The 23,267-nt window shown below is 63.8% G+C and carries 31 protein-coding genes and 1 tRNA gene; 23 read left to right on the forward strand and 9 right to left on the reverse strand.

All coding sequences use genetic code 11. The features are described 5' to 3' along the window. The first annotated feature begins 152 nt into the window (after positions 1-152). From ASILVAE211_RS07500 to ASILVAE211_RS07510, 3 genes are all read left to right on the forward strand, one after another. Complete coding sequence (locus ASILVAE211_RS07500; RefSeq protein WP_227320772.1) at positions 153-1,433, forward strand: Hsp70 family protein; 1,281 nt, start codon at positions 153-155, stop codon at positions 1,431-1,433. Between the two features lie 105 nt (positions 1,434-1,538). Then, positions 1,539-1,982: a hypothetical protein gene (locus ASILVAE211_RS07505; RefSeq protein ID WP_227320665.1), complete on the forward strand. Its 444-nt coding sequence runs from the start codon at positions 1,539-1,541 to the stop codon at positions 1,980-1,982. An 87-nt stretch (positions 1,983-2,069) separates the two neighbouring features. Next, a complete protein-coding gene (locus tag ASILVAE211_RS07510; protein ID WP_227320666.1) occupies positions 2,070-2,819 on the forward strand; it encodes a YdcF family protein in 750 nt (249 codons plus the stop codon). On the opposite strand, the gene ASILVAE211_RS07515 is transcribed toward ASILVAE211_RS07510, so the two are convergent. Then, complete coding sequence (locus ASILVAE211_RS07515) at positions 2,768-3,301, reverse strand: M23 family metallopeptidase (RefSeq protein WP_227320667.1); 534 nt, start codon at positions 3,299-3,301, stop codon at positions 2,768-2,770. The genes ASILVAE211_RS07510 and ASILVAE211_RS07515 overlap by 52 nt on opposite strands. 103 nt (positions 3,302-3,404) lie before the next feature. On the opposite strand from ASILVAE211_RS07515, the gene ASILVAE211_RS07520 reads away from it, so the two are divergent. Beyond that, positions 3,405-4,043: an OmpW/AlkL family protein gene (locus ASILVAE211_RS07520; protein ID WP_227320773.1), complete on the forward strand. Its 639-nt coding sequence runs from the start codon at positions 3,405-3,407 to the stop codon at positions 4,041-4,043. A gap of 67 nt (positions 4,044-4,110) precedes the next feature. Further along, a complete protein-coding gene (locus ASILVAE211_RS07525) occupies positions 4,111-5,067 on the forward strand; it encodes an NAD(P)H-dependent glycerol-3-phosphate dehydrogenase (protein ID WP_227320668.1) in 957 nt (318 codons plus the stop codon). Positions 5,068-5,077: 10 nt separating this feature from the next. Here ASILVAE211_RS07525 and ASILVAE211_RS07530 read toward each other — a convergent pair whose 3' ends face one another. Beyond that, positions 5,078-5,557: an Lrp/AsnC family transcriptional regulator gene (locus tag ASILVAE211_RS07530; protein ID WP_227320669.1), complete on the reverse strand. Its 480-nt coding sequence runs from the start codon at positions 5,555-5,557 to the stop codon at positions 5,078-5,080. Positions 5,558-5,729: 172 nt separating this feature from the next. On the opposite strand from ASILVAE211_RS07530, the gene trxB reads away from it, so the two are divergent. From trxB to ASILVAE211_RS07565, 7 genes are all read left to right on the forward strand, one after another. Beyond that, entirely contained in the window at positions 5,730-6,698 is a 969-nt protein-coding gene (gene trxB / locus ASILVAE211_RS07535; protein ID WP_227320670.1) for a thioredoxin-disulfide reductase, read from the forward strand. Between the two features lie 76 nt (positions 6,699-6,774). Then, entirely contained in the window at positions 6,775-7,659 is an 885-nt protein-coding gene (locus ASILVAE211_RS07540; protein ID WP_227320671.1) for a LysR family transcriptional regulator, read from the forward strand. Positions 7,660-7,775: 116 nt separating this feature from the next. Then, positions 7,776-8,504 (forward strand): endonuclease III, encoded by a 729-nt coding sequence (gene nth / locus ASILVAE211_RS07545; RefSeq protein WP_406566024.1) that lies wholly within the window; start codon positions 7,776-7,778, stop codon positions 8,502-8,504. A 42-nt stretch (positions 8,505-8,546) separates the two neighbouring features. Beyond that, the gene (mnmA, locus tag ASILVAE211_RS07550) at positions 8,547-9,638 is read left to right on the forward strand and encodes a tRNA 2-thiouridine(34) synthase MnmA (RefSeq protein WP_227320672.1); all 1,092 of its coding nucleotides are present in this window, start codon (positions 8,547-8,549) and stop codon (positions 9,636-9,638) included. A gap of 35 nt (positions 9,639-9,673) precedes the next feature. Further along, on the forward strand, positions 9,674-10,513 hold the full coding sequence (locus tag ASILVAE211_RS07555) for a phosphodiesterase (protein WP_227320673.1): 840 nt from the start codon (positions 9,674-9,676) through the stop codon (positions 10,511-10,513). Positions 10,514-10,594: 81 nt separating this feature from the next. Continuing rightward, positions 10,595-10,669: transfer RNA gene (locus ASILVAE211_RS07560), tRNA-Met, on the forward strand. Positions 10,670-11,183: 514 nt separating this feature from the next. After that, entirely contained in the window at positions 11,184-11,408 is a 225-nt protein-coding gene (locus ASILVAE211_RS07565) for a hypothetical protein (RefSeq protein ID WP_227320674.1), read from the forward strand. A 34-nt stretch (positions 11,409-11,442) separates the two neighbouring features. Here ASILVAE211_RS07565 and ASILVAE211_RS07570 read toward each other — a convergent pair whose 3' ends face one another. Then, positions 11,443-12,459, reverse strand: a complete 1,017-nt coding sequence (locus ASILVAE211_RS07570) for a zinc-binding alcohol dehydrogenase family protein (protein WP_227320675.1) — start codon at positions 12,457-12,459, stop codon at positions 11,443-11,445. Between the two features lie 89 nt (positions 12,460-12,548). Here ASILVAE211_RS07570 and ASILVAE211_RS07575 point away from each other — a divergent pair, with 89 nt between their 5' ends. Next, entirely contained in the window at positions 12,549-12,920 is a 372-nt protein-coding gene (locus tag ASILVAE211_RS07575) for a winged helix-turn-helix transcriptional regulator (protein WP_227320676.1), read from the forward strand. A 9-nt stretch (positions 12,921-12,929) separates the two neighbouring features. Here the strand turns inward: ASILVAE211_RS07575 and ASILVAE211_RS07580 are convergent, their stop codons facing one another. Further along, a complete protein-coding gene (locus tag ASILVAE211_RS07580; protein WP_227320677.1) occupies positions 12,930-13,664 on the reverse strand; it encodes an AraC family transcriptional regulator in 735 nt (244 codons plus the stop codon). A gap of 111 nt (positions 13,665-13,775) precedes the next feature. Here ASILVAE211_RS07580 and ASILVAE211_RS07585 point away from each other — a divergent pair, with 111 nt between their 5' ends. From ASILVAE211_RS07585 to ASILVAE211_RS07595, 3 genes are read left to right on the forward strand one after another with little or no spacing between them, the layout of a single operon-like run. Beyond that, positions 13,776-14,324: an NADPH-dependent FMN reductase gene (locus ASILVAE211_RS07585; RefSeq protein ID WP_227320678.1), complete on the forward strand. Its 549-nt coding sequence runs from the start codon at positions 13,776-13,778 to the stop codon at positions 14,322-14,324. Beyond that, positions 14,321-14,482, forward strand: coding sequence for a DUF1427 family protein (locus ASILVAE211_RS07590; RefSeq protein ID WP_227320679.1), 162 nt, complete (start codon positions 14,321-14,323; stop codon positions 14,480-14,482). The genes ASILVAE211_RS07585 and ASILVAE211_RS07590 overlap by 4 nt, the downstream gene beginning before the upstream one ends. Before the next feature lie 34 nt (positions 14,483-14,516). Further along, the gene (locus ASILVAE211_RS07595; RefSeq protein ID WP_227320680.1) at positions 14,517-14,816 is read left to right on the forward strand and encodes a putative quinol monooxygenase; all 300 of its coding nucleotides are present in this window, start codon (positions 14,517-14,519) and stop codon (positions 14,814-14,816) included. A gap of 24 nt (positions 14,817-14,840) precedes the next feature. Here the strand turns inward: ASILVAE211_RS07595 and cynS are convergent, their stop codons facing one another. From cynS to ASILVAE211_RS07610, 3 genes are read right to left on the reverse strand one after another with little or no spacing between them, the layout of a single operon-like run. Beyond that, positions 14,841-15,290: a cyanase gene (gene cynS / locus ASILVAE211_RS07600; protein WP_227320681.1), complete on the reverse strand. Its 450-nt coding sequence runs from the start codon at positions 15,288-15,290 to the stop codon at positions 14,841-14,843. Positions 15,291-15,332: 42 nt separating this feature from the next. Next, positions 15,333-15,539: a hypothetical protein gene (locus ASILVAE211_RS07605; RefSeq protein ID WP_227320682.1), complete on the reverse strand. Its 207-nt coding sequence runs from the start codon at positions 15,537-15,539 to the stop codon at positions 15,333-15,335. 39 nt (positions 15,540-15,578) lie between these two features. Beyond that, the gene (locus ASILVAE211_RS07610; RefSeq protein ID WP_227320683.1) at positions 15,579-16,193 is read right to left on the reverse strand and encodes a carbonic anhydrase; all 615 of its coding nucleotides are present in this window, start codon (positions 16,191-16,193) and stop codon (positions 15,579-15,581) included. A gap of 90 nt (positions 16,194-16,283) precedes the next feature. Here ASILVAE211_RS07610 and ASILVAE211_RS07615 point away from each other — a divergent pair, with 90 nt between their 5' ends. Beyond that, entirely contained in the window at positions 16,284-17,183 is a 900-nt protein-coding gene (locus ASILVAE211_RS07615; protein WP_227320684.1) for an NAD(P)-dependent oxidoreductase, read from the forward strand. A gap of 3 nt (positions 17,184-17,186) precedes the next feature. Here ASILVAE211_RS07615 and ASILVAE211_RS07620 read toward each other — a convergent pair whose 3' ends face one another. Further along, positions 17,187-17,687, reverse strand: coding sequence for a DUF488 domain-containing protein (locus ASILVAE211_RS07620; protein WP_227320685.1), 501 nt, complete (start codon positions 17,685-17,687; stop codon positions 17,187-17,189). A gap of 98 nt (positions 17,688-17,785) precedes the next feature. Here ASILVAE211_RS07620 and ASILVAE211_RS07625 point away from each other — a divergent pair, with 98 nt between their 5' ends. Then, positions 17,786-18,583 carry an EipB family protein gene (locus ASILVAE211_RS07625; RefSeq protein WP_227320686.1) on the forward strand — a complete coding sequence of 266 codons (798 nt, stop codon included), beginning with the start codon at positions 17,786-17,788 and terminating at the stop codon, positions 18,581-18,583. Here the strand turns inward: ASILVAE211_RS07625 and ASILVAE211_RS07630 are convergent, their stop codons facing one another. Continuing rightward, positions 18,584-19,141 carry a CHAP domain-containing protein gene (locus ASILVAE211_RS07630; protein WP_227320687.1) on the reverse strand — a complete coding sequence of 186 codons (558 nt, stop codon included), beginning with the start codon at positions 19,139-19,141 and terminating at the stop codon, positions 18,584-18,586. Positions 19,142-19,296: 155 nt separating this feature from the next. On the opposite strand from ASILVAE211_RS07630, the gene ASILVAE211_RS07635 reads away from it, so the two are divergent. The 5 genes from ASILVAE211_RS07635 (at position 19,297) to ASILVAE211_RS07655 (ending at position 22,993) form a co-directional block, all read left to right on the forward strand. Beyond that, positions 19,297-20,067 carry a HesA/MoeB/ThiF family protein gene (locus ASILVAE211_RS07635; RefSeq protein WP_227320688.1) on the forward strand — a complete coding sequence of 257 codons (771 nt, stop codon included), beginning with the start codon at positions 19,297-19,299 and terminating at the stop codon, positions 20,065-20,067. Beyond that, entirely contained in the window at positions 20,064-20,447 is a 384-nt protein-coding gene (locus ASILVAE211_RS07640; RefSeq protein ID WP_227320689.1) for a DsrE/DsrF/DrsH-like family protein, read from the forward strand. Before ASILVAE211_RS07635 ends, ASILVAE211_RS07640 begins: the two co-directional genes overlap by 4 nt. An 87-nt stretch (positions 20,448-20,534) precedes the next feature. Further along, on the forward strand, positions 20,535-21,134 hold the full coding sequence (locus tag ASILVAE211_RS07645; protein WP_227320690.1) for an SH3 domain-containing protein: 600 nt from the start codon (positions 20,535-20,537) through the stop codon (positions 21,132-21,134). 55 nt (positions 21,135-21,189) lie between these two features. Then, positions 21,190-22,257, forward strand: a complete 1,068-nt coding sequence (locus ASILVAE211_RS07650) for a ribonuclease E/G (RefSeq protein WP_227320691.1) — start codon at positions 21,190-21,192, stop codon at positions 22,255-22,257. A gap of 76 nt (positions 22,258-22,333) precedes the next feature. Further along, complete coding sequence (locus ASILVAE211_RS07655; protein ID WP_227320692.1) at positions 22,334-22,993, forward strand: class I SAM-dependent methyltransferase; 660 nt, start codon at positions 22,334-22,336, stop codon at positions 22,991-22,993. The last annotated feature ends 274 nt before the right edge of the window (positions 22,994-23,267 follow it).

Below are 23,267 nucleotides of genomic sequence, written 5' to 3' on the forward strand. Positions count from 1 at the left end.
GTCCACTCCCGCGCATCGCAATACGCCGCTTCTACCGCGCCGGAAGGCAGGCCGCCACCGTCGCGCATAGGCGGTTCCGGCCGATAGGGCTTGCCATCCGCCGCCGAGCGCGGTTGAACCGCCGCCCTTTGACTGACCGGGACCAGGCGCGGATGACACAGCTGATCGGCATCGACTTCGGCACCACCAATAGCGTGCTGGCAAAGCTTGAGACCGATGGCAGCGTCACCACAACGCGCTATGCGGTCGGTAGCCGCGAGGTCGACACCTTCCGCACCGTGCTGTGCTTCTGGAACGAGCATGAGAAAGGTCGCAGCAGGCTCTGCCATGCCGCCGGCCCCTATGCGGTGGAAAACTACCTAAACGACCCCACGGACAGCCGCCTCATCATGTCGATGAAGACCTATCTGGCGCAGCACAGTTTTTCGCGGACCAATATCTTCGGCAAGATTTTCACGCTGGAAGACATGATCGCGAGCTTCCTGGACGGGCTGTTTCAGGGCGAAAAGCCGGAAGCCCATATCGTCGCCGGCCGCCCCGTGCGCTTCGCGGGAGACCTTGCCGATGACGCCTTCGGGGAAAGCCGCCTGCGCGCGTCCTTCGCCCAGGCCGGCTATCCGCAGATCGACGTGGCGTTGGAGCCCGAGGCTGCCGGCTATCGCTTCGCCCGCACGCTCACTGAACCCGCGACCGTGCTGGTCGGCGATTTCGGCGGCGGCACCAGCGATTTCTCGGTCATCCGCTTCGACCCCCGCAACAGCCGGGGCGTCAAGCCGCTCGGCTATTCTGGCGTCGGCATCGCGGGCGATACCTTCGACTATCGCATCATCGACAATGTCGTCTCGCCATTGCTCGGCAAGGGCGACACCTACTCGGTCATGGGTACGGATCTGCCGGTGCCGCCGGAATATTTCTCCGGCTTCGCGCGCTGGCACCGGCTGTCGCTGATGAAGGCGCCGCGCACCCTGCGCGCCATCGAGGAAGTGGCCGCCGCCAGCCATAATCCGGACAAGCTGCGCATGCTGGTCCGACTGATCGAGGATGAACTCGGCTATCAGCTCTATCAGACCGTCAGCGCCGTAAAGGCGGAACTGTCGCGCTCGGAGACGGCGACCCTGCGCTTCGCCCATGGCGATCTGGCGATCGAGCGCACCATTGCGCGGCATGAATTCGAAGCCTGGATCGCCCCGGACCTCGCCCGCATGTCGGCCTCGGTCGATCAGGCGCTGGCCGCCGCCGGATTGCGGCCGGATGAAATCGACCGCGTCTTTCTGACCGGCGGCACCTCCTTCGTGCCTGCCGTGCGCGGCTTGTTCGAAACCCGTTTCGGCGCGGAACGTGTATCGGGCGGCGGCGAATTCGTCTCCGTCGCCGAAGGCCTGGCACTCATCGGCCGCGACAGGGCGGAGAATGGCCTGCTCGCTTTGGCCTAAAGACCAGCGCGACAGCGCCAGATAAACCTTCCTTAATACGGCGTTGCGTTGTTTAGCGCCGAGCCAGGACGTAGCTTGCGGCAGCAGCTTGCACAGGAGTTTTGCATGTCCCTGACCCGCTTCTCAAAACGTCTCAGCGCCCCGGCAGCCCTGGCCGCAGCCGCCCTGATCGGCCTGACCGGCGTTGCCTCCGCGCAGAGCGCCTGTGGCGTTCCGCCCTCGGGCCTTGTGCGGCTCTGGGCCGGCATCGGCTGCCAGGGGCAGTCGGTCGATTTCGCGACCAACGGCACGGTTGCCAATTTCCCGGCCTATTCTGTCTCAAATGGCACCGGGCAGTGGATCGCGCTGTCCGATACGCCGGACCCGACCCAGGCCAATCATACGCTGCTGATCCAGAACGGCTGCTATTATCCAGACCTCAGCCAGTTTCATTGGCAGAATGGCCAGTCCTGGGTCGGAAATATCCGCGCGATTGCGGTTCTGCCGCCGGGCGGCAGTCCCGATACCTATCCCTATGGCGGCCATAAGGTGATCGGCAAATGCAGCTGACCGCCCTGGCAGCACGCGCAGGTTGAGGCAAAGCCGCTGTTCATCTTCGTCCTCTCCAAGCTGGTCTGGCTGATCCTGGCGCCCAGCATGCTGTTGTTGCTGCTGGCCTGCCTGGGCCTGCTGCTGGTCATTTTCCAGCGCAGGCGGGCCGGGGTCACCTGCCTGTCAGTGTCGCTCGCGACCCTTGCCGCCATTGCGTTTCTTCCCGTGGGGTCGTGGCTGCTGGCGCCCATCGAAAACCGCTTTCCCCAGCCGCAGGCACTGCCCGGCTCGGTGACGGGCATCATCGTTCTGGGCGGCGCGGTGGAAACCGCGATCTCCGCCGCGCACGGCATGCCCGCGCTGAATGCGGCCGCCGAACGGATGACGAGCTTCGTGACGCTCGCGCGCCGCTACCCCGGGGCGAAGCTGATCTTCACGGGCGGCAATGGCGAACTGGTCCATGCGGATCTGACTGAGGCCGACGTGGCGAAGCAGCTTTTCGACGGCCTAGGCCTCGCCGATCGCGATGTCATCTACGAACACCGTTCGCGGACGACCTATGAAAACGTCCGTGATCTCAAGGTGCTGCTGAAGCCGCAGCCGGGCCAGACCTGGCTGCTCATCTCCTCAGCCTGGCATATGCCGCGCGCCATGGGCCTGTTCCAGCACAGCCGATGGCCGGTCATTCCCTATCCCGTCGGCTATAAAACAGGTCCGGGCCTCGTCATGGCCTTGCGCGGCAGCTTTCCCGATCGGCTGGAACTGGTCGATCTCGCCGCGCATGAATGGATCGGACTGACCGCTTACTGGCTACTCGGCCGCACCTCGGCGCTCTTTCCTGCGCCGCAGGGCTGAACGCCCAGGTAAGACGCCGGATCGACGCGTTTTCCGTCGATATGAATTTCAAAATACAGATGCGTGCCGAGCGTCAGCCCGGTGCGACCGATGCGGCCGATCCATTGTCCTGCCTTGAGGGTTTTGGCGCCATTCGCAATCGCGGGGGAAACCATGCCGAGATGCGCGTATAGCGACTGGAAGCCGGGATGCTGCACCAGAACCTCCAGCCCGCCCATGCCTTCCCGGTCTATGCGGATGATGTGCCCGGGCGCTACCGCCACCACCTTCGCGCCCGCCGCAGCGCGCAGATCGGCGCCCCAATGATAGCGCCCGGCGACAGGCGCCTGCCGCAGAATGCGCGGACCGAAGGGCGAAGTAACACAACCGGGCTGAACCGGAAGAATGAGTTCGGTTTGACCAACAGCCCCGGCCTGCGCGGTTTGGTAGCTCAGCATCATCGCCGCAACCGTCAGTAAAACGACAACTCCTGTTTTATTCATTCGCTTTTCGCCTAGGCGCGGAAACCGGTACGTTCTAAAAGCTAATTCCCCTGAACCGTTTTTTGACCCCAGAAAACAGATGATATCTTGGACTTTGCTGCGTGTGGCGCTCATTGGTATCGCCCTTGCCGTTCCCCTTGCGACCGCTTCTGCCCAAACAGCGGATTCCAGCGATAATCTAGTCGCCGGTAGCGTTCTTGTGCGCGGTCGCATTCTCGGCGTCATCCCCAAACACGGCTCCGCCACCATTTCACGCATTGGCGGCCATCTGCAGAATTCCGACAGTGTGGCGCCGGAAGTCGATATTTCCTATTTCTTCACAAACCACATCGCTGTCGAAGCTGAGGTCGGATACGAGCATACGACGCTGACGGCGCAAGGCACGCGCTTGGGCAATGTCGCGATCGGCAAGGTATCGAGCGTTCCGATATTCGTGGTGCCGCAATACCACCTTCTGCCTTTCTCTCGCTTCAACCCTTATATCGGCATCGGTCTGGCGATTCTGCCCTATTTCGACGCTGACCCCGCGGGTGGCTTGGTGCAGCAACTCTCGGTCTCGTCCGAAGCTGGCGCGATCTTTCAGATTGGCGTCGACTACCGTGTGTCCGGCCCCTGGTACGCGAATTTTGACGTCAAGAAACTGATCCTGAGCGCTCACGCCACCGCGAATAACGGGGCATTGAGTGCTAGTGGACAAGTCAACCCCTGGGTCATCGGCGCGGGCATCGGCTACCGCTTCTGACCGGCCAAGCTGGACAAGCGCCACGGAACACGGCACCTCGCCTCCGTTGCTTTTGACGGATCGGATGATGGCCCTGACCGCTGGCCCGCTTTCCCTGCTCATCATGGGCTTTGGCGCCTTCGGCCAGGCTTTGGCCGGCGCCCTGCACCGGCGCGGCGACATCGCCATTTCGGTCTTCAGCCGCAACCCGCCGAAGGATGATGTGGCTTCGGCCGCTGTCTCCGCCTTCATTCATGACCTGCAGGCGATCGACCTCGGCGCTTATGACGTCGTCATTCTGGCCTTGCCCAGCGGCGCTCTGGCCTCCGTTCTCGACCGGTTGCCGCCGCATCGGCCCCGCGCCGTCATCCTTTCCTGCGTCAAGGGCATGGACGCGGAGACGCATGACTTCCCGACCGATCTGATTGCACAGCATCTGCCCGGCCATGTGGTCGGCATGCTTTCTGGCCCCACCTTCGCCAGCGAAATGCTGGCCGGCCACGCAGCCTGGATGTCGCTCGGCTGTGTCGAGGCTGAAATGGCACGCAGCATCGCCGCTAGGCTGGCCAGCCCGCTGCTGTCGCTGACGCCGACGACAGACCTGCGCGGACTGGAAATCGTCGGAGTCGCCAAGAATATCATCGCCATCGGCGCCGGCCTGGCGGAAGGGCTGGACCTGGGCGCCAATACCCGCGCCAGCTATGTCGCGCGCGGCATCAGGGAATTGTCCCTGCTTCTGCCCGCGCTTGGCGGAGAGGCGGAGACCGTGCTGTCCCCCGGCGGCCTTGGTGATCTCATCCTCACCTGCACATCCGCACAGTCCCGCAATTACCGCTTCGGCCAGGATCTCGGCCGCAGCATGACGGCGCAGACAGTGACACTCACGTCAGGTGCAATCCCGCTCGCGGAAGGCAGCCGCTCCATCACGGCTTTCCTCGCCTTCATCCGCCGCTCAGGCGCGGCGTCCGGCTATTTCGAGGGGCTGGCGGCGGCCATGGCCAATCCGGCCGAGATGGCGGCGCGGCTGCTCGCCACCATCGACTGACGGCCTATCCTCAGATCGGAACGCCGGCGACGTTCTTGCTGGTCCTGATTGTCTGCAGCGTCTGCACGCGGCTCACCTCGGCCAGACCCGTCAGCTTTTGCGTCAGCACATTCTCATGGGCCGCATCCCGCGCGACAAGACGCAGCAGGAAATCGCCACCGCCCCGGATCATGTGGCATTCGCGCACTTCTTCCCAGACCGCCACCTGCTTCTCGAAGCCGGAGAGCACGGCCTCCTTCTGGCTTTCCAGCCCGACGATGACAAAAAACGTAATGCTCCAGCCGAGTTTCGAGCCATCCGTTTCGGCGTGATAGCCGCGGATAAGCCCGGCCTCCTCCAGCCGGCGCACACGCCGCAGGCAGGGCGGCGCGGAGATGCCGGCGCGTCTGGCCAGTTCCACATTGGTGATACGGCCATCGACCTGCAGTTCGGTCAGTATTCTGCGGTCGATCGCGTCGAAATCGACAAGCTCATTCGGGTCGGTCTTCATAGAAAGATCCAAATACTCTAAAGCGCCCAAAGCTGGCGCCGCGCGCAATATTATTTCATTGGCCTGCGGTGCGGGCAATGGTATCGAGGCCGACCCGGCAGTCTTTTCCTTGCCTTAGCTTCCGGTGGGCCGATATCTTATTTTTGCTCGAATCGGTGGATCGACTTTTTTCATGACCTCAATGCAACCCATTCCGGTGCTCATCATCGGTGCCGGTCCTGCAGGCTATACCGCAGCGATCTACGCCGCGCGTGCCGGCCTGTCGCCTGTTCTTATTGCCGGGCTGCAGCCGGGCGGTCAGCTGACCATCACCACCGATGTCGAAAATTATCCGGGTTTCGCCGACCCGATCCAGGGCCCCTGGCTGATGGAACAGATGGCGGCACAGGCCGAACGCATGGGCACGCGCATCATTCACGACATCGTGACGGATGTTGATTTCACACGCCGCCCCTTCGTAGCCCTCACCGATTCGAATGAGCGATTCGAGGCGAATTCGGTGATCATCGCCACCGGCGCTTCCGCCCGCTGGCTGGAACTGCCGTCCGAACGCGCATTGCGCGGCGCAGGCGTTTCAGCTTGCGCCACCTGCGACGGCTTCTTCTATCGCGGCAAGACGGTTGCGGTCATCGGTGGCGGCAATACGGCGGTCGAGGAAGCGCTGTATCTGACGCACCACGCCAGCCACGTCACGCTGATCCATCGCCGCGACTCGCTGCGCGCCGAGCGCATCCTGCAGGACCGCCTGCTATCCAATGCGAAAGTGTCGGTGATCTGGGATCACGCTGTCGACGAAGTTCTGGGCGCGGGTTCGCCTGCCGTCGTCAACGGATTGCGCTTGAAGCATGTGCGGACAGGCGCGACACGCATGATCGACGTCGACGGCGTTTTCGTCGCCATCGGTCATACGCCGAACACCGCCGTCTTCAAAAATACGCTCGACCTCGACGCTGATGGCTATATCACCACGGAAAGCGGCACGACGCGCACCTCGGTGCCCGGCGTCTTTGCGGCCGGCGACGTGCAGGATCGTATCTATCGTCAGGCGGTGACAGCGGCGGCCTCCGGCTGCATGGCGGCGCTCGATGCCGAAAAATGGCTGACGCATAGTGTTTCGAAAGTTTCTGTAGCGGCTTACTAAGCTGCAATGGGGTGATGTGGAGGGCCATGTCACCCGCTCGAATGAACCTTATGGCTAGATGATTGGGATCGGCACGATGGATTGGGACAAACTAAGGGTTTTTCACTCGGTGGCGGAGGCGGGCAGCTTCACCCACGCGGGTGATACCTTGAACCTCAGCCAGTCTGCAGTTTCCCGCCAGATTTCGGCGCTTGAGGAAGCTCTTCAGGTTCCGCTGTTCCACCGCCATGCGCGTGGCCTGATCCTGACGGAACAGGGCGAGGCACTGAACAAGACAGTGCGTGAAGTCTTCGCGAAGCTCGCGATGACGGAAGCCCTGCTGACGGAAAGCAAGGAAAAGCCGGCCGGCCGCCTGAAGGTGACGACCACGGTGGGCTTCGGCTCCATCTGGCTCGCCTCCCGCGTTCAGGCTTTCCTGGAGCAATATCCGGAAGTCTCGATGTCCATGCTGCTGGATGACGGCGATCTCGATCTCGCCATGCGCGAAGCCGATGTCGCCATCCGCATGCATCCGCCGAAGCAGCCCGATCTGGTGCAGCGCCATCTGATGGACATCCATTGGACGGTCTACGCCTCGCCGGAATACCTCAAGAAGCACGGCACGCCGCAGACCGCGGAAGACCTCGACAACCACAAGATCATCCTCTTCGGCGGCTACCAGCCCCCGGTCGAGGATATCAACTGGCTGGCCGAAGCCGGACGCCGCCCGGGCAATCCGCGCCGCGCCGCGCTGGAAATCAACAACCTGCACGGCATGGCGCTGGCCATCCGCTCGGGCCTCGGCATCGGCGTGCTGCCGGACTACCTCGGCCGCGACACCGAAGGCCTGGTTCACATCCTGCAGGAAGTGAAGGCGCCGAAGGTCGATGTCTTCTTCGTCTATCCGGAAGAGCTGCGGAATTCGAAGCGCGTTGCCGTCTTCCGTGACTTCCTGCTGGCCCATATCGCCGAAAAAGCCTGATTACCCAAGCCGTCATCCGCGCACCCGGTGCGCGGATCTACCCGTAAGGGCGCCCAAACGGGTAGATGCGCGGCATCAAGCCGCGCATGACGACCGCATAAGGGCAATCCCCCCGCATGACTGAAACAACCGCTCTCGCTGCCGCCCGCCCGAAAGCGGCAAGCGCGCGCATGCCCAACAAGAACGTGCGTCCGTTTCTGGAAGCGCTCGCAGGCCATTGGCCCGATGCGAAGACGGAACTCGTCTATTCGGATGTCTATACGCTGCTGGTCTCTGTCGTGCTGTCGGCCCAGGCGACTGATATTTCGGTCAACAAGGCCACCGGCCCGCTGTTCAAGTTGGCCGGAACGCCGCAGGCGATGGTGGCCCTCGGCGTGGAAGGCGTGGGCCGCTACATCAGGACGATCGGGCTGTGGCAGGGCAAGGCCCGCAATGTCGTGGCTCTGTCGGAAATCCTGGTCGCGCAATATGGCGGCGAAGTGCCGCATGACCGCGACGCGCTGGAAGCCTTGCCCGGCGTCGGCCGCAAGACCGCCAATGTCGTGCTGAACGTGGCCTTCGGCGAACCCACAATCGCCGTCGACACGCATCTGTTCCGGCTGGGCAATCGCACGGGCCTCGCGCCGGGCGCGACCGTCCGCGTGGTCGAGGATCAGCTCCTCAAGCGCATCCCGCCGGATATGCTGATGCATGCCCATCACTGGCTGATCCTGCACGGCCGCTACATCTGCAAGGCGCGGCTGCCGGAATGCTGGCGCTGCAATGCCGCGCCCTGGTGCGGCCTGAAGACCAAGAGCCCGCCGCCCGCCGTGAAGCCGCCATCTCGGAAACACGTGGCCGCGTAAGCGCATTCGCGATAAAAGGCTGCGCATCACGAAGGAATTCGCATGCGCATTGTTGTCGCCATGTCCGGCGGTGTGGATAGCTCAGTCGTCGCCGGTCTTCTCGCCGAACAGGGCCATGAAGTCATCGGCGTGACGTTGCAGCTGTACGATCACGGCCAGGCTGCGAAACGCAAGGGCGCCTGCTGCGCCGGTGAGGATATTCACGACGCGAAGCGCGTCGCCGACCGCATCGGCATTCCCCATTACGTCATCGACGCCGAAGCGCGTTTCCGCGCGGCGGTCATGGAAGACTTCGCCGCCAGCTACGCGGCCGGCGAAACGCCCGTGCCCTGCGTGCGCTGCAATCAGAGCGTGAAGTTCGGCGATCTGATCGCCATGGCGCGCGACCTGGGCGCGGAGGCCATGGCGACCGGCCATTACGTCCGCCGCATCGAAGGCCCGAACGGCGCGGAACTGCATCGCGCGGTCGACCCGGCGCGCGACCAGAGCTGGTTCCTGTTCGCCACCACGCGCGAGCAGCTGGATTTCAGCCGCTTTCCGCTGGGCGATATGCCGGACAAGGCCGCCGTGCGCGCGGAAGCCGCGCGACTGGGTATGCAGGTCGCGGTGAAGCCGGACAGCCAGGATATCTGCTTCGTGCCGCAAGGCCGTTACACGGATATCATCGCCAAGCTGCGGCCCGAGGCGATGACGCCGGGTGATATCGTCGATGCCGAAGGCCGCGTTCTGGGCCAGCATGAGGGTATCGCGCGCTATACCGTGGGGCAGGCCAAGCGCCTGCGGCTGCCGCATCGGGAAGGCGAGGAAAGCCCGGTCGTGACGCAGTTGGACCCGGCCCGCCGTCGCATCATCGTCGGCCCCCGTCAGGGTGGCGTGCGCGAGGTGCGTCTGCGCGAGGTCAATTGGCTGGCAGATGCGCCTGAAGACGGCCTGCGGGTGACAGTGAAGATGCGCGCCCGCGCCGAACCCGCGCCCGCACTGGTGCGGCCCTTGGCTGCTGGTGGCGCCCTAGTGGTGCTGGATGAGCCTGCTCTGCCCGCCCCCGGCCAGGGCTGTGTCTTTTATCAGGGCGACCGCGTGCTGGGCGGCGGTTTCATCGAGAGGCCCATAGAACTCCGCGCCGTCGGGACATAAGCTGGGGTCTCCTTCGCCTGGAGACCGATCCTTTCATGCTTATCGCCCAATTATCCGACCTGCACATCTGTGAGCGCGGCCGCGCCGCCGCACGGGTGGTAGAGACCAATATGCTGGCGGAGCGCGCGCTGGCCCATGTCGCGGCCCTCAACCCGCAACCCGATGTCGTCATCGTCTCGGGTGACGTGACGGAGAACGGCCGGCCCGGCGAATATGAAATGGCAGCCCAGCTCTTCCGCCGGTATCTGACGATGCCGGTCTATGTCGTGCCGGGCAATCATGATCGGCGGGACAATTTCCGCGCGGCCTTCGCCCATCTGCCGGGCGTCACGGCAGACCCCGATTTCGTCCAATATGTGGTGGATGATTTGCCCGTGCGGTTGGTGATGCTCGATTCGGTGGTGCCGGAAGCGGGCCACGGCCTGCTCTGCGCCAAGCGTCTGGCCTTTCTGGATCAGGCGCTATCCGCCGCGCCCCACAAGCCGACCATGCTGGTCTTCCACCACCCTCCGATGCTGACCGGCGCGCCCGACATGGACAGCATCTGGCTGCAGAATACCACGGAACTCGGCGCCCTGCTGCAGAAGCACCCGCAGGTCGAGCGTATCCTGACCGGCCATCATCACCGCAATATCGTCGGCCGCCTGGGCCATGCCATCGTCATCATCGCGCCGGCCGTCGCCCATCAGACCGATCTTTGCCTGCTGCCCGATATCGAGGCGCAGCTGGTGCTGGAACCGTCAGCCTATCATTTACACCTGCAATCGGCCGACGGCGGCATCGTGACCCATACCGTCTATGTCGAGCGGTTCCCCGGTCCCTTCCCCTTCGTCGTGGACCCTGACTATCCTGGCTATCCGACGAAACCCGCCTAAGCGTCGACACGGGTTGACGCCGCGCGGCGTGGGCGGTATCCGCTCCCACCGCGCGGCGTTTGCCGCATGGTAAACTGGTCTGGCGGTGTAGCTCAGCGGTAGAGCAGGGGAATCATAATCCCTTGGTCGGCGGTTCAAATCCGTCCACCGCTACCAGACTTTTTCAAACCGTCCCTCATCGTGACAAGACGCGCCTATCGCATGAAGCGATCAGGCGCTTGCGGACCGAGCTCCGTCAGCTTTTGGCGATGTGCGAGGCCTGTCCGTCGCAACTCGCTCACCAACGCAGGCACTTGCTGCCAAATGAAATTCGATCCCGGATCCTGCTGTGCCGCGATTGTCGCACGCTCCGTGGCTACAGCCTGCGCCTGCGCCCCATATCGCTTGATCAATGATTTTGCGATCGTGAGACTGCTTCCCATCTCCATGGTCTTTTGCCTCTTTTAAGAACCGGCTCTCTGCGAAGCCTTTCTCTATCTGGCATCCGTGCATCCGGTTTCAACGCAATGTCTATCTTTGCAAAAGTCGTCACCGCCACTGCAAAGATCAGAACTATCTGCCCAGCGCCGAGCAGCTGCCAGACACACGCGAATGCGATATCACAATTTCCGCTGAGCGCGTCATAATTCCTGTATCGGCCAGCCTTTAGAAGCGGCCGAGAGGAGGACGCGTGGGAAGCAGCATTACAGTCTATAGCTATTGGACCTGGGTGCCGGGCGAAGGCCTAGGCCAAATCGCGCCAGCCAAGCGGTCACGCCCCGCGATCGAGGCTATCGGCGGTCTGGCCATTCTCTTTAGCGGCGAAGAGGTCGACGAAGATGATCTCTGTCGCGACGGCGCCTATCATCCGGGCAAGCAGGCCGGACGTTGCGATCAGGCGCTCGGGCAGGTCTGACCCTCCCCGGCACGCCTGCCGCCTGGCTGAGCGGTTAGGCCCAGCCTTCCAATACGATTTTGCCGTGTGCGGCATGGCTTTCGATAAGCCCATGCACCCGCTTCAGATTTTCCGCCGATATCGGCCGCAGCGTCTCCGTCAGCGTGGTGCGGATTTTCCCGGCATCCACCAAGGCGGAAACATCATTCAGAATCTCCCGCTGTGCGGCCATATCGGCCGTCTGAAATAGCGACCGCGTAAACATCAGCTCCCAATGAACCGAAACCGCCTTGCGCTTGAAAGGATTGATGTCGAGCGCGGCGGGATCATCAATCAGCGCGAAACGTCCCTGCGGCGCGATGGCCGCGACGATTTCAGGCAGATGCGCATCCGTATGCGTGGTCGAGAAGACGAAGCCGGGCGCGCCCAGGCCGAGGGCCTCCACCTGTGCCGCAATCGGTTGGCTGTGGTCGATGACATGATGCGCGCCAAGTGTGCGAATCCAATCCTGCGTCCCGGGGCGTGACGCCGTGGCAATGACCGTCAGATCGGTCAGTGCGCGCAGCAGCTGAATGGCGATGGAGCCCACCCCGCCGGCGCCGCCGATGATGAGGATGGCATTCGCCGCGCCCGGCACAGGCTTTTTCACATCAAGCCGGTCGAACAGCGCTTCCCAGGCGGTCAGCGCCGTCAGCGGCAGGGCCGCAGTTTCCGCCCAGTCCAGCGTTTCGGGTTTGCGTCCGACGATCCGCTCATCGACCAGATGCAACGCCGAATTGGTGCCTGGACGCGTGATATCCCCAGCGTAGTAGACAGCGTCCCCGGGTTTGAACCAGGCCACGTCGGGTCCGACCGCGCGGACGATGCCGGCCGCGTCCCAGCCCAGAACCTTCCAGCCGCCCTCGGGCGGGGTCGCCGATTTGCGGATCTTGGTATCGACGGGGTTGACCGACACCGCCTTGACCTCGACCAGCAGGTCAAGGCCGGCCGGCACCGGGTCTGGCAGTGTAATATCGACCAGAGCGTCCACCCGTTCGATGGGACCAGGGCTTTGGTATCCGATGGCGCGCATGAAGCGTCTCCTCTCTATCGTCTGGCCGCGAGTGTCGCTATTATCAGCGCTTCCGCCAAGTACGCACAAATTCAGCACATAGTGTCAAAATGGATACCGTTAGTAGCCCTGGCCGCCATTCCCGTCTCGATTGCAGCCCCGGCTGTTCGGTGGAGGCAACGCTCAGCCTTATCGACGGCAAGTGGAAGGGCGTCATCCTGTTCCATCTGCTGGACGGGACTTTGCGCTTCAATGAAATCCGCAAGCGCATTCCGGACGTCACCCAGCGCATGTTGACGAACCAATTGCGCGAGTTGGAAGTGGACGGGCTGATCGCCCGCCGCGTCTATGCGCAGGTGCCGCCGAAGGTGGAATACAGCCTGTCGGAACGCGGCCGTTCCCTGGAAGCCGTCATTCTGGCTTTGAAGCATTGGGGCGACGCGCATCTTCATCTGTTTCATCCGCGCGACAGCGCCGCCTGACCAGGCGGTCTATTCCATAGTCCTCAGCAAAGCCCGGGGTGGTTGCCCCATCAGTCGTGTGAACATGGTGGTGAAGGCGCTGGGACTCTGATAGCCCAGCGCGAGCGCGGTTTCGGTAATCGAGCGTCCACGACTGAGACGGTCGACCGCGACCGTCACGCGCAGATGCTCCCGCCAGCGGCTGAGCGTCATGCCTGTCTCAGCCTGAAACAACCGCAGCAGCGTGCGCGGGCTGGCGCCGGCCAGTTTTGCCAGATCATCTAACCCGGCCGTGCTGCCGGGGTCAGCCAGAAGATGCTGCGTCACTCGCCGCAGGCGGGCATCCTGGCCATAGGGCACGAAAAGCGCGAGCCGGGACGCGGGGCGCCGCAGATGGCGCAGAATAAGGCGCATCACCAGCGACCGCTCTTCGGCATCGTTCGGCATCGTCGCCAGCCGCGACGCTTCCAGGGCCAGTTCCCGCAGCAAGGGCGTGACATCGACCACCCGGCAGTGATGCGGCAAATTCCCGATCATGACCCGATCGAAAAATATCCTGATATGGACTGAATTTTCGCTGTAGCGGGCACCGTGCTCCCTGTCCGGTGGAACCCAGATGCCACGACCGGGCGGGGCCAGCCAGACTCCTTCCTCCGTCGTCACCATCATGGTGCCCTGCGTCACCACGGAGAGCTGGCCTTGGGCATGGTGATGGCTGTCGACATGGCTGCCGGCGACATGGCTGATCAGGACAGCGTCTTGCATGGGCCTTTCCCTGCCTCACTTTGGCTGAGGATCGCATATTTTTGGCGCCTTCTCGAAAGTTTCCATCAGAATTTACGCCTAAATGTCAGGGCCTTCTTTCTGGAGACTCTTATGACCCTGACCATTACCGGTATCGCCGGCAGCCTGCGCGCAGCCTCCGCGTCCCGCATGACGCTGGACGGCATGGCCGGCCTGCTGCCCCCCGGCACCGATTACGCATCGCTCGATATCGGCGCCCTGCCCCATTACAATCAGGACCAGGATGGGGAGAGCAGCCCCGAAAGCGTATCCGCTGCGCGCGCCCGCATATTTGCCAGCGACGCCGTTCTGATCGTGACACCGGAATTCAATCACAGCCTGCCGGGCGTGCTGAAAAACGCGCTGGACTGGCTGTCCCGACCGGCCTTCGAAAGCGGCTTCATCGACAAGCCGGTGCTCTTCGCGACCGTCTCGCCCGGTGCTTTGGGTGGCGTCCGCGCCCAGGCCGCGATGCGCGATACGCTGTCATCCATGCTGTGCCGTCTGTCCCCCGCCAAGGAACTGGTCGTGGCGCATGTGGGGGAAAAGATTACCGATGGAAAGCTGACGGATGCCGTCACCATCGCGCATTTTACGCAGGCACTCGACAGCTTCCTGACAGAGATTGCGGCTGTCAAATGACACTGCAACCTGTCTTGGCCCTCGGTGCCGGCCTGTCCGTGGGACTGCTCTTCGCCTGGCTGCGCCTGCCGCTGCCGGCGCCGCCCACGCTCACCGGCATCATCGGGGCTGCCGGCGTCTATATCGGCAGCGTGCTGTTCCGGCTGCTCTGCCCTTGATAGGCTGCCGTTTTCAGCCGATCGGACGAATGCCATGCTGCTCATCATCGGAACCATCCGCCTGCCGCCGGAAAAGCGTGCCGAAGCACGTCCGGTCATGCGGCGGATGGTGGAGCGGAGCCTCGCTGAAGATGGCTGCGAGGCCTATGCCTATGCCGAGGATGTGCTGCAGCCAGGGCTTATCCGCGTGACTGAAATCTGGCGGGACCAGGCATCGCTTGATCGCCATTTTGCCACGCCGCATCTGGCGGAATGGCGCGCGTCATGGCCAGCGCTCGGCATTCATGACCGCAAGCTGGCCGTCTATGACGCCGGCCAGCCGCGCGAGACGTAATTGACCGAACAACTAAAACGCGCGTCAGTAGCGCTTGTAGGGCAGAAACTTACCACTCATGGTAATTTTGACGCGATCGCCCTTCTGGTCCGGCTGGCGTTCCAGCGTCATGTCGAAATCGATGGCACTCATGATGCCATCGCCAAATTCTTCATGGATGAGTTCCTTCCAGGTTGTGCCGTAAACCTGGATCAGCTCATAGAAACGATAGATCAGCGGATCGGTCGGCACCGCGCCCGGCAGCGATCCGCGATAGGGAATGGCTTCCAGCACGGCCTGCTCAGCCGCATCCAGATCGAAAAGGCTGGCGGCTTTTTCCGCTGTTTCGGGCGTCATCGACATCTGGCCCAGACAGGCCGCACAGCTCCAGACCGGCGAATGCCCCAGCGCCCGGCCGATATCGTCCCAGCTCAATCGCAGCTGCCGCTTGATACGGAGAATCTTCTGCCCAAGCGCCGTCTTCTCGTCATTCATGACAAGTCTCCATCAGCAGCCGTGATGCGCAGACAGCAGCCGTCAGGATCGCGTCTGCCAGCCGACCCAGCGCACGCCCCAGCCGATCAGGCAAAGGACCGGCGCCAGCACGGCGCAGACAATGGCGATTTCGGCGAAGACCAGCATGTCCGGCGACGCGAAAAGTATCTGGATGACGACCCATGCGGCGGCGATGCCCATCAGACCGAGCGCCAGATAGATAATATATTTCGCGAAAAACTCGATCACTGCGTCATCCCTTCCGGACCCGGTTCAGCCGCGCGCCGCTTATTCCGCCGGGACGAAGTCACCCGCGTCATTCAACCGCGACAGCACGCCCGTGCGAATATCAAAGGACGTACCATGCAGCGTCAGGCTGCCCTCATTCACGCGCGATGCGATCCAGCGGAAGGTCATCAGGTTACGCAGCGACAGCTTGATGGCTTCCAGCTCGCACAATGTCTGTTGCTCTTCTTCCACCGGCTCGCAGGCCAGCACGCGGTCGCGCGCTTCCGCCGCGATCTCGACCCAGGAGGACATGAAGTCCAACCGCTCGGCCGAGGCCGGATGCAGCAGCGCATGGATGCCACCGCACATGGCATGTCCCATGACAATGATATTGCGCACGCCCAGCACGCGGACGGCGAACTCGATGGCGGCACTGGTGCCGTGGAAGGCGGTGTCTTCCTCGTAGGGCGGCACCAGATTGGCGACGTTGCGAACAATGAAAAGCTCGCCCGGTCCCACGTCGAACACCATGGCCGGATCGACCCGGCTGTCCGAACAGGCGATGACAAGCGTTTCCGGCTTTTGGCCAAGCTTGGCCAAAGCCTCAAACCGCTCGCGGCGGCTGGGCCAGACTGTGTGACGAAAACGACGGTAACCGCTGAGAAGATTTTCCACGGCTCTACAAATACCGGGGAGAAGGTGGTTTCGGCAATATCCTTCACGATGACAGCCCTGGCCTAGGCGCGGCGCGCCCTCACGTTTCGAATGCTTCAGACAAGGACCAAGCAGATGGATATCGGATTGATCGGTACCGGCCCCATGGGCAGCGGCATGGCGCGCACGCTGCTGCGCGCCGGGCATAAGGTCACCGTCTATAATCGCACCCGGCAGAAGGCCGAGGCGCTGGCAGCCGATGGCGCCACCCTTGCCGACAGCGCGGCCGCCGCCGCCGGCTGCGGCATCGTCATCACCATGTTGGCGAATGACGACGCGGTGGAAAACACGGTGTTCGGCGCAGATGGCGTGCTTGCCGGCCTCACGCGCGGCGGCATCCATATTTCCGGCAGCACCATTTCGGTCGATCTGTCGAAGCGGCTGACCGAAGCCCATCAGGGCCTGGGCCAGGGTTTCGTCGCCGCTCCCGTGCTGGGGCGGCCACCGGCGGCCGAAAGCGGCAGCCTGTTCGTGATGGCGGGCGGTGAGACCGCCGCTATCGAACGCGTGAAGCCAGTGCTGACCGATCTGGGCCAGAAACTCTTCCTCGTCGGCGACCAGCCCTTCCAGGCCAATCTCATGAAGCTCTGCTGCAATTTCCTGATCTTTTCGACGATCGAGCAGTTGGCAGAGGTTTTCGCCATCGGAGCCAAGGGCGGGTTGGAAAAGGAGACGATCTTTAGCGTGCTGACGGAGTCCTTCTTTACCGCTCCGGTTCACAAGAATTACGGGCGCATCATCGTCGATGGCGCCTATGACCCGCCGGGCGCCAAGCTCGGCCTGGGCGCGAAAGACAATCGCTTGTTTCTGGAAGCCGGCGCGGAACTGGCCGTGCCCCTGCCCTTCGCCTCCATCTTGCGCGACCGTTTTCTGGCCAGCGAAGCGAAAGGGGACGCCGAGCGCGATTTCTGCGTCATCGCGGAACGCGCGGCAGAGGATGCCGGCCTGTAGCCGCTAACCGGGGTCGAAAGGCGTCTCGACCCGCAGGTTTTCGATAGCAAAGCCATGCCGATGCTGCAGCATCTCGCCCACCCGCCGACGATGGCAGATACAGGCATCGGCTTCGTAGCACAGCAGGCAACTGAGGCGGGCAGCCGCGATCTCGCCCGCCTCACTCAGCGCCGCCTGGGCTTCGGGCCGTGCCAGGCTTTGCTCCACAATCTCCCAGAACAATGGCCATTGGCGGCGGCGATTGGCTTCCCGTCCCGGCGCCGGGGTGCCGAGCGCACGAAGATGGACATAGGCAATGCCAGCCTCGTCCAGCCCGGCCGCCAATTGTCGCTTGGAGAAGCCGGCGCGGCGCGACAGCGGCAGATCGCGCACATCGATCAGCGTCTGCACGCCGGCGGCTTTCAAGGTCGCCACAAAGGCGCCGAATCCGGCCTTCTCGTAGCCGACGGTCAGCAGGCGGGACACAGGCGCGGGCGAATTGCGGTGGGCGGTCGATATTGCCATGGGCTCCGCCCTGTCATCGTGCTTTGATGTACCATGTGTCGCAGGATACCGCGCGGCAAGACGCTCCCTATCCTCTTTCGCCCGGACTGAAAGCCTTCATGAAGACTGCCACCCGCCGTTTTTGTCTTGGACTGGTCTTGGGCCTGCCGTTCTTCGCGCATTCCGCATTCGCCGCCACGACCGATCTGGCGGCCCACCGCGCTTTCTACAAACTGACGCTCGACTCGACCGAGAATAGCGGCGTCACCAATGCCGCCGGCGCCATGGAATACGAGGTCATCAACGGCTGCACCGGCTGGGCGACGCAACAGCGGCTGGACATGACGGTGCTGGATCGGGAGGGCGGCGACACTCATACGGTGTCCGACTATTCCACCTGGGAATCCAAGGACGGGCGGCAGTTCCGCTTCCGCATCACCCAGAACACCAATGACCAGCGTGAAGTACGCGCGGGTTATGCCGAATTGCCGCCGGGCCGGCCCGGCTTCGCCGTCTATACCCAGCCCACTGCCCGGCGCGTGGCGCTGCCGCCCGGCACGCTCTTTCCCATGGCGCAGACGGCCGCCGTGCTGGCAGCCGCGAAAGCCGGAAAACCCTTCCTGGCGGTGCCGATCTTCGACGGCACGGCGACGGATGCCGTGGAAAACACCTTCTCCATTATCACTGAACACGGGCAGGTGGTGCCGACCAGCTTCGCGCCCTTGGCCCATATGCCGACCGTGCTGGTCCATATGGCCTATTACGGAACCGACACGACGCAGATGCTGCCCGATACGCTTCTGGCCATGCGCTATTGGGACAATGGCGTCGCCGATCAGCTGACGATGGATTTCGGCAATTTCACCATGGCCGGAGACCTCGCCCAGTTCCAGCTGCTGCCCAGCCACTGCAAGTAGCTAGCTGCCGACGCGCAGCTCGTTCTGGTTCGCCTGCGCGATCGGCGCGCCCTGTTGCACGCCGGCCGGGCGCGGCTGGATAAATCCATAGGTCGGATAGACGGTGATGCCCCAGGCATGGGACGGCGGCCACCAAACGCGCACCGCCGACCAGTCATTGCCGGGCGATACATCCATCACCGGCTGGTTGTTGGTGATGCGATAGGGCACCCAATTCGCCTGATCGACGATGACCTGACGCCCCGAGACGATGGAAGACACCACAGCCAGATGCCCGCTGGGCAGCCGGCCCGTGCGCCGGAACACCAGCACGCTGCCGGGCGCCGGCACGCTGGCCTCGGCATAGCGGCCGCGTGCCGCGTGCCACCATTGCCAGGCGTCGCCCTGCAACGGCATGCCCGAGACCTGCCGCGCATAAGGCACGCAGCTCATGGAGGTCGCCTGCCCATAGGCGGCGTAACGGCCGCCACCGCAGCCGGCCAGGATCAGGCAAGACGATAGCGACAGCCAGACCCGAGCCGCCAAGCCGCGCGTAGCGAAGCCTTGTCCAGATCGCATCCCGAATTGTCCCATGACGAGAAGAGATTAGATGATATTCTTAATCTATCACACGATCTTAACGCTATAGCGAATTGCCCGGTCAAGCGCTTGCCGGACAGGCGCCCCGGTGTTTCCATGGGTCAGGCAAGTTTCGCCTCAAGGTGACGGCACGGATGCCCGATACGGATCTCGACTTCTCGGAAGAGGAAATTCAGCGCTATTCCCGGCATATCCTGCTGCCCGAACTGGGCGGCAGTGGCCAGGCGGCACTGCGGCGCGCGCGCGTGCTGATCATCGGCGCCGGTGGTCTCGGCTCACCGCTTCTGCTGTATCTGGCGGCGGCGGGCGTCGGCACCATTGGCCTGGTCGATGATGACCGGGTGGAGTTGTCGAACCTGCAACGGCAGATCGCCCATGCCACCGACCGGCTGGGGCAGGACAAAACGGCCTCCGCCGCCATTGGCGCTCGCGCCATCAATCCTCTGGTCAAGATCGAAGAACACCGCCTGCGGCTGGATGCGGCGACCGCGCCGGACCTTATTCCCCGCTACGACATCGTCTGCGACGGCTCGGACAATTTCCAGACCCGCTATCTGGTGGCCGATGCCTGCGTCGCCGCAAAGCGCACCCTGGTTTCGGCCGCCGTCCTGCGCTTCGAAGGGCAGCTGAGCGTCTTCAAGCCCCATGCCGGCGGCCCCTGCTACCGCTGCCTCTATCCGGAAGCGCCGCCGCCGGGCTTCGCCCCCTCCTGCGCCGAGGCCGGCGTTTTGGGCGCCGTTACCGGTGTCATGGGCGCGCTCCAGGCCAGCGAAACCATCAAGGAAATTACCGGCATCGGGGAAAGCCTGTCGGGCCGCCTGGTGCTATGGGATGCGCTCGCGACGCGCTTCCGCATGATACGGCTGGCGCGCGATCCGGCCTGCCCGGTATGCTCGGCCCTATGAGCGAATCGCCCGGACTGAGCATTCTTCTGATCTCCGGCACGCATGAGCGCGCGCATTACGCCTTCGCGCTCGCCGCCAGCGCCGCCGCCCTTGGTCGCCGGACCATGATCTTCGCCACCAATCGCGGCTGTTTCGCGCTGGAGACCGACTGGTCGGGCCTTGACGGCGCGGCGCGGGATCGCACGATTCGCGCTCAAGGCGTGGCCGGCCTGGATGACCTGCGGGACGCCTGCCTGGAGCAGAAGGTCCGCATGGTCGCCTGCGATGCCGGGTTGAAGTCCGAAGGGGTGACGCCCGCCACGCTGCTGCCCTCCGTGCAGGTCAGCGGCATCGCGGCTTTTCTGGCCGAAAGCGCGGATAGCCAGATCATCACGCTATAAGGACGAGGCGAATAAGGAAGCTTGAGCCTGAGACAGGAACTTCCCTCTCTCCTTGACCCGGGGCCACTTGCTTGGCAGGCAGGGCCTATGATCTTCCGATCCCGCCGCATCCTTGTTCTCTCCGTGCTTGCCGGCCTCGTGATTTTTCCAGCGCTTTGGAGCATCGCGGCACGCGCCGATAGCAGCACGACGCCGGCCGCCACGGATCAGGCCAAGCCCCCCGCCAAGCCGGTCTTCAATCCCAATATCGGCTCATCGACTGGCCTGCCCCTGCCACGCTTCGTCTCGCTGCGCGCCGATGAGGTGAACATGCGGGTCGGCCCCGGCGACCAGTACCCAATCCTTTGGGTCTATCATCGCGTCGGTCTGCCGGTCGAAATCCTGCGCGAATATGACGTCTGGCGGCTGGTGGTGGATTCCGACGGCACCAAGGGCTGGATGCATGAAGCGACGCTCGTCAGCTATCGGCATTTCGTCATCAACGGCACTCAGCCGGTCACGCTCTATCGCAGCCCTGCATCCGGCGCCAATCCGGCGGCGCAGCTGATGCCGGGCGTCGTCGGCCTGATCGAAAAATGCGACCCGCCCAGCGACTGGTGCCGCGTCCGCACCGGCCATACCGGCGGGTGGCTGCAGCGGTCGGAATTCTGGGGCGTGCTGCCGGGCGAGAAACTCCCTGCCAAATAATCAGCCCATCCTGATTCTGGCGACATCGAGTCCGGGCGAAGTCCGGGCACTCGCGGTGCGCGGGGAGGCTGCGCTCGACACCGCCATCGAGCGCCCCGGCGGACCGCTCGGCATCGACGACCGCATCGTCGGGCGGGTCACGACCGTGGTGCCTGCCATGGCCGGCGCTTTCGTGGCTCTGCCGGGCTCCGAACCGGACGGTTTTCTGCCGGACACGGCAGGCGCCGCGGGCCTGGGCGAAGGCGCCTATCTGGCGCTGCGCGTCACCCGCGGGCCGCAGGGCGGCAAGGGCTGCCGTCTGGCCGCTTTGCCGGAACAGCCGCCCGATGCCGCCGAGGGACCGCCACGAGTATTGGCGCGCGGTCCCGGCGCCGTGGAAAAGCTGGCACACCTGCATCCCGATGCCGCCATCCTGGTCGACCGGCCGGGCCTGGCCGCGATCCTGCCGCAGGCCCTCCGCCCCCGCGTCTCGGTCGGATTGGGCGATGAGTCCGCGCTGGCGCAATCGCTCTGGGCTGGGCTGGCGGACAGCGAGGTCATCCTGCCGAACGGCGCCCGCTTCACCATCACGCCGACACCGGCGCTGACCGCGATCGATGTCGATACCGGCAGCGCCACGGCCGAGAAACGCGGCAAAAAGGATGCGCAGCTGGCGCTCAACCGCGCGGTCATCCCGACGATCCTGCGGCATATCCGGTTGCGCCATCTGGCCGGCGCCATTCTGGTCGATCCGGCCGGGCTGCCGCAGCGGCAGCGGCCGATGCTGGCGGATGTATTTCACGCGGGTCTGGCGACCGACCCGCTCGGCGCCAAATTTCTTGGCTTCTCGGCATTGGGACTGGGTGAAATTCAGCGGCAGCGCCGCGCCCCGCCGCTTCACGAATTGCTGACCGGCGATCATGCGGAGGGCCTGGCGGCTCTCGCCGCTTTGGCCGAGATCCTCGAATCCCGCCCGGCCGCACGGGACAAGCTTGCCGTCTCACCGGCTGTGCTGGGCGCGATCCATGCAGATTCCATCGCCGCGAAGCAGTTCCGGGATCGCACCGGACGCGCACCATCCCTATATGCCGAAAGCGTTTTTCAGGATCGATACCGGCCCTGGCGGCTGGTCACGGATTTGTAACGCTGATACTCATCAAGACGCCTTCCGGCGCGACAGCGACCGGAAGGTGAATATTCATAGGGCAGGGCCGTTCCGGATGCAGGTTTCTGAGACAGGGGAACATCAACCGCATTCGGCGATGGACAAGGCGGCCGTTCAGGCGGCCTACAAGCGCTGGGCCAGTGTCTATGACAATCTGTTCGGTGCGGTCTCAAGCTCGGCGCGGCGAAAAACCGTGCGCCTGGTCAATAGCCTGCCCGGCCGCGACGTGCTGGAAGTGGGCGTCGGCACCGGCCTCGCTTTGCCGCTCTACACCACCCAGAAACGCGTCACCGGCATCGATCTGTCCTCGGAAATGCTGGCCATCGCTCGCCAGCGCACCGCCAAGCTGAGCCTGTCCCATGTCGCCGGCCTGCATGAGATGGACGCCGAGGCGACCGGCTTCCCGGACCACAGCTTCGATATTGCCGCCGCTATGTTTGTTGCCTCCGTCGTGCCGCATCCCAAGCGCCTGATCGCGGAAATGCGCCGTCTGGTGCGTCCGGGTGGCCATCTTCTCTTCGTCAATCACTTCATCGCGCAGACCGGTCCGCGCCGCTGGGTGGAGCAGGCCATGGCGCCGGCCTCGCACGCTTTGGGCTGGCATCCGGACTTTGCGATGGAAGCCTTGTTCACGCCCGCCGAAAAGAACCGCGCCATCATTCGCGGCTGCGCGCCCTTCGGCATTTTCACGCTCGTGCATCTGCCGCAGAGCTAAGCGGCAGATCGGGCGCCGGCGCGCCCCACCACGCAGAGCAGCGCCCCGCCCAGGACGCGTCCCATCGTCCGCAAAGAGTTCTCTGCACCAGCCAGCTGTGGTAGCGAACCTGCGCGCTGTCGACTGGGAGTCGACAGCGCGACCGTCGCAGAGAACGACAATGCCTGTGCTCGGCCGCATGGCAGCCATCGTCCGTAGCGGCAAGCGACATATACTCGGCGCGGCGTCTTTCCCGTAAAGAAAGCGCTTCCGGAAGATACAGGAAAGACGAAAC

Source organism: Acidisoma silvae (assembly GCF_020618775.1).
In the GTDB taxonomy this organism is placed as follows: domain Bacteria; phylum Pseudomonadota; class Alphaproteobacteria; order Acetobacterales; family Acetobacteraceae; genus Acidisoma; species Acidisoma silvae.

Excerpts from the sequence above, each read along its gene's own strand:
- nth (WP_406566024.1), top strand. The coding sequence starts at position 7,776 with ATGACTGAAACAACCGCTCTCGCTGCCGCCCGCCCGAAAGCGGCAAGC.
- ASILVAE211_RS07580 (WP_227320677.1), bottom strand. The coding sequence starts at position 13,664 with ATGCAAGACGCTGTCCTGATCAGCCATGTCGCCGGCAGCCATGTCGAC.
- ASILVAE211_RS07655 (WP_227320692.1), top strand. The coding sequence starts at position 22,334 with ATGCAGGTTTCTGAGACAGGGGAACATCAACCGCATTCGGCGATGGAC.
- ASILVAE211_RS07590 (WP_227320679.1), top strand. The coding sequence starts at position 14,321 with ATGACACTGCAACCTGTCTTGGCCCTCGGTGCCGGCCTGTCCGTGGGA.
- ASILVAE211_RS07620 (WP_227320685.1), bottom strand. The coding sequence starts at position 17,687 with ATGGCAATATCGACCGCCCACCGCAATTCGCCCGCGCCTGTGTCCCGC.
- ASILVAE211_RS07635 (WP_227320688.1), top strand. The coding sequence starts at position 19,297 with ATGCCCGATACGGATCTCGACTTCTCGGAAGAGGAAATTCAGCGCTAT.
- ASILVAE211_RS07625 (WP_227320686.1), top strand. The coding sequence starts at position 17,786 with ATGAAGACTGCCACCCGCCGTTTTTGTCTTGGACTGGTCTTGGGCCTG.
- ASILVAE211_RS07585 (WP_227320678.1), top strand. The coding sequence starts at position 13,776 with ATGACCCTGACCATTACCGGTATCGCCGGCAGCCTGCGCGCAGCCTCC.
- ASILVAE211_RS07575 (WP_227320676.1), top strand. The coding sequence starts at position 12,549 with ATGGATACCGTTAGTAGCCCTGGCCGCCATTCCCGTCTCGATTGCAGC.
- ASILVAE211_RS07630 (WP_227320687.1), bottom strand. The coding sequence starts at position 19,141 with ATGCGATCTGGACAAGGCTTCGCTACGCGCGGCTTGGCGGCTCGGGTC.
- mnmA (WP_227320672.1), top strand. The coding sequence starts at position 8,547 with ATGCGCATTGTTGTCGCCATGTCCGGCGGTGTGGATAGCTCAGTCGTC.
- ASILVAE211_RS07570 (WP_227320675.1), bottom strand. The coding sequence starts at position 12,459 with ATGCGCGCCATCGGATACCAAAGCCCTGGTCCCATCGAACGGGTGGAC.
- ASILVAE211_RS07505 (WP_227320665.1), top strand. The coding sequence starts at position 1,539 with ATGTCCCTGACCCGCTTCTCAAAACGTCTCAGCGCCCCGGCAGCCCTG.
- ASILVAE211_RS07525 (WP_227320668.1), top strand. The coding sequence starts at position 4,111 with ATGGCCCTGACCGCTGGCCCGCTTTCCCTGCTCATCATGGGCTTTGGC.
- ASILVAE211_RS07595 (WP_227320680.1), top strand. The coding sequence starts at position 14,517 with ATGCTGCTCATCATCGGAACCATCCGCCTGCCGCCGGAAAAGCGTGCC.
- cynS (WP_227320681.1), bottom strand. The coding sequence starts at position 15,290 with ATGAATGACGAGAAGACGGCGCTTGGGCAGAAGATTCTCCGTATCAAG.
- ASILVAE211_RS07515 (WP_227320667.1), bottom strand. The coding sequence starts at position 3,301 with ATGAATAAAACAGGAGTTGTCGTTTTACTGACGGTTGCGGCGATGATG.
- ASILVAE211_RS07510 (WP_227320666.1), top strand. The coding sequence starts at position 2,070 with ATGCTGTTGTTGCTGCTGGCCTGCCTGGGCCTGCTGCTGGTCATTTTC.
- ASILVAE211_RS07500 (WP_227320772.1), top strand. The coding sequence starts at position 153 with ATGACACAGCTGATCGGCATCGACTTCGGCACCACCAATAGCGTGCTG.
- trxB (WP_227320670.1), top strand. The coding sequence starts at position 5,730 with ATGACCTCAATGCAACCCATTCCGGTGCTCATCATCGGTGCCGGTCCT.
- ASILVAE211_RS07530 (WP_227320669.1), bottom strand. The coding sequence starts at position 5,557 with ATGAAGACCGACCCGAATGAGCTTGTCGATTTCGACGCGATCGACCGC.
- ASILVAE211_RS07645 (WP_227320690.1), top strand. The coding sequence starts at position 20,535 with ATGATCTTCCGATCCCGCCGCATCCTTGTTCTCTCCGTGCTTGCCGGC.
- ASILVAE211_RS07555 (WP_227320673.1), top strand. The coding sequence starts at position 9,674 with ATGCTTATCGCCCAATTATCCGACCTGCACATCTGTGAGCGCGGCCGC.
- ASILVAE211_RS07615 (WP_227320684.1), top strand. The coding sequence starts at position 16,284 with ATGCTTCAGACAAGGACCAAGCAGATGGATATCGGATTGATCGGTACC.
- ASILVAE211_RS07640 (WP_227320689.1), top strand. The coding sequence starts at position 20,064 with ATGAGCGAATCGCCCGGACTGAGCATTCTTCTGATCTCCGGCACGCAT.
- ASILVAE211_RS07540 (WP_227320671.1), top strand. The coding sequence starts at position 6,775 with ATGGATTGGGACAAACTAAGGGTTTTTCACTCGGTGGCGGAGGCGGGC.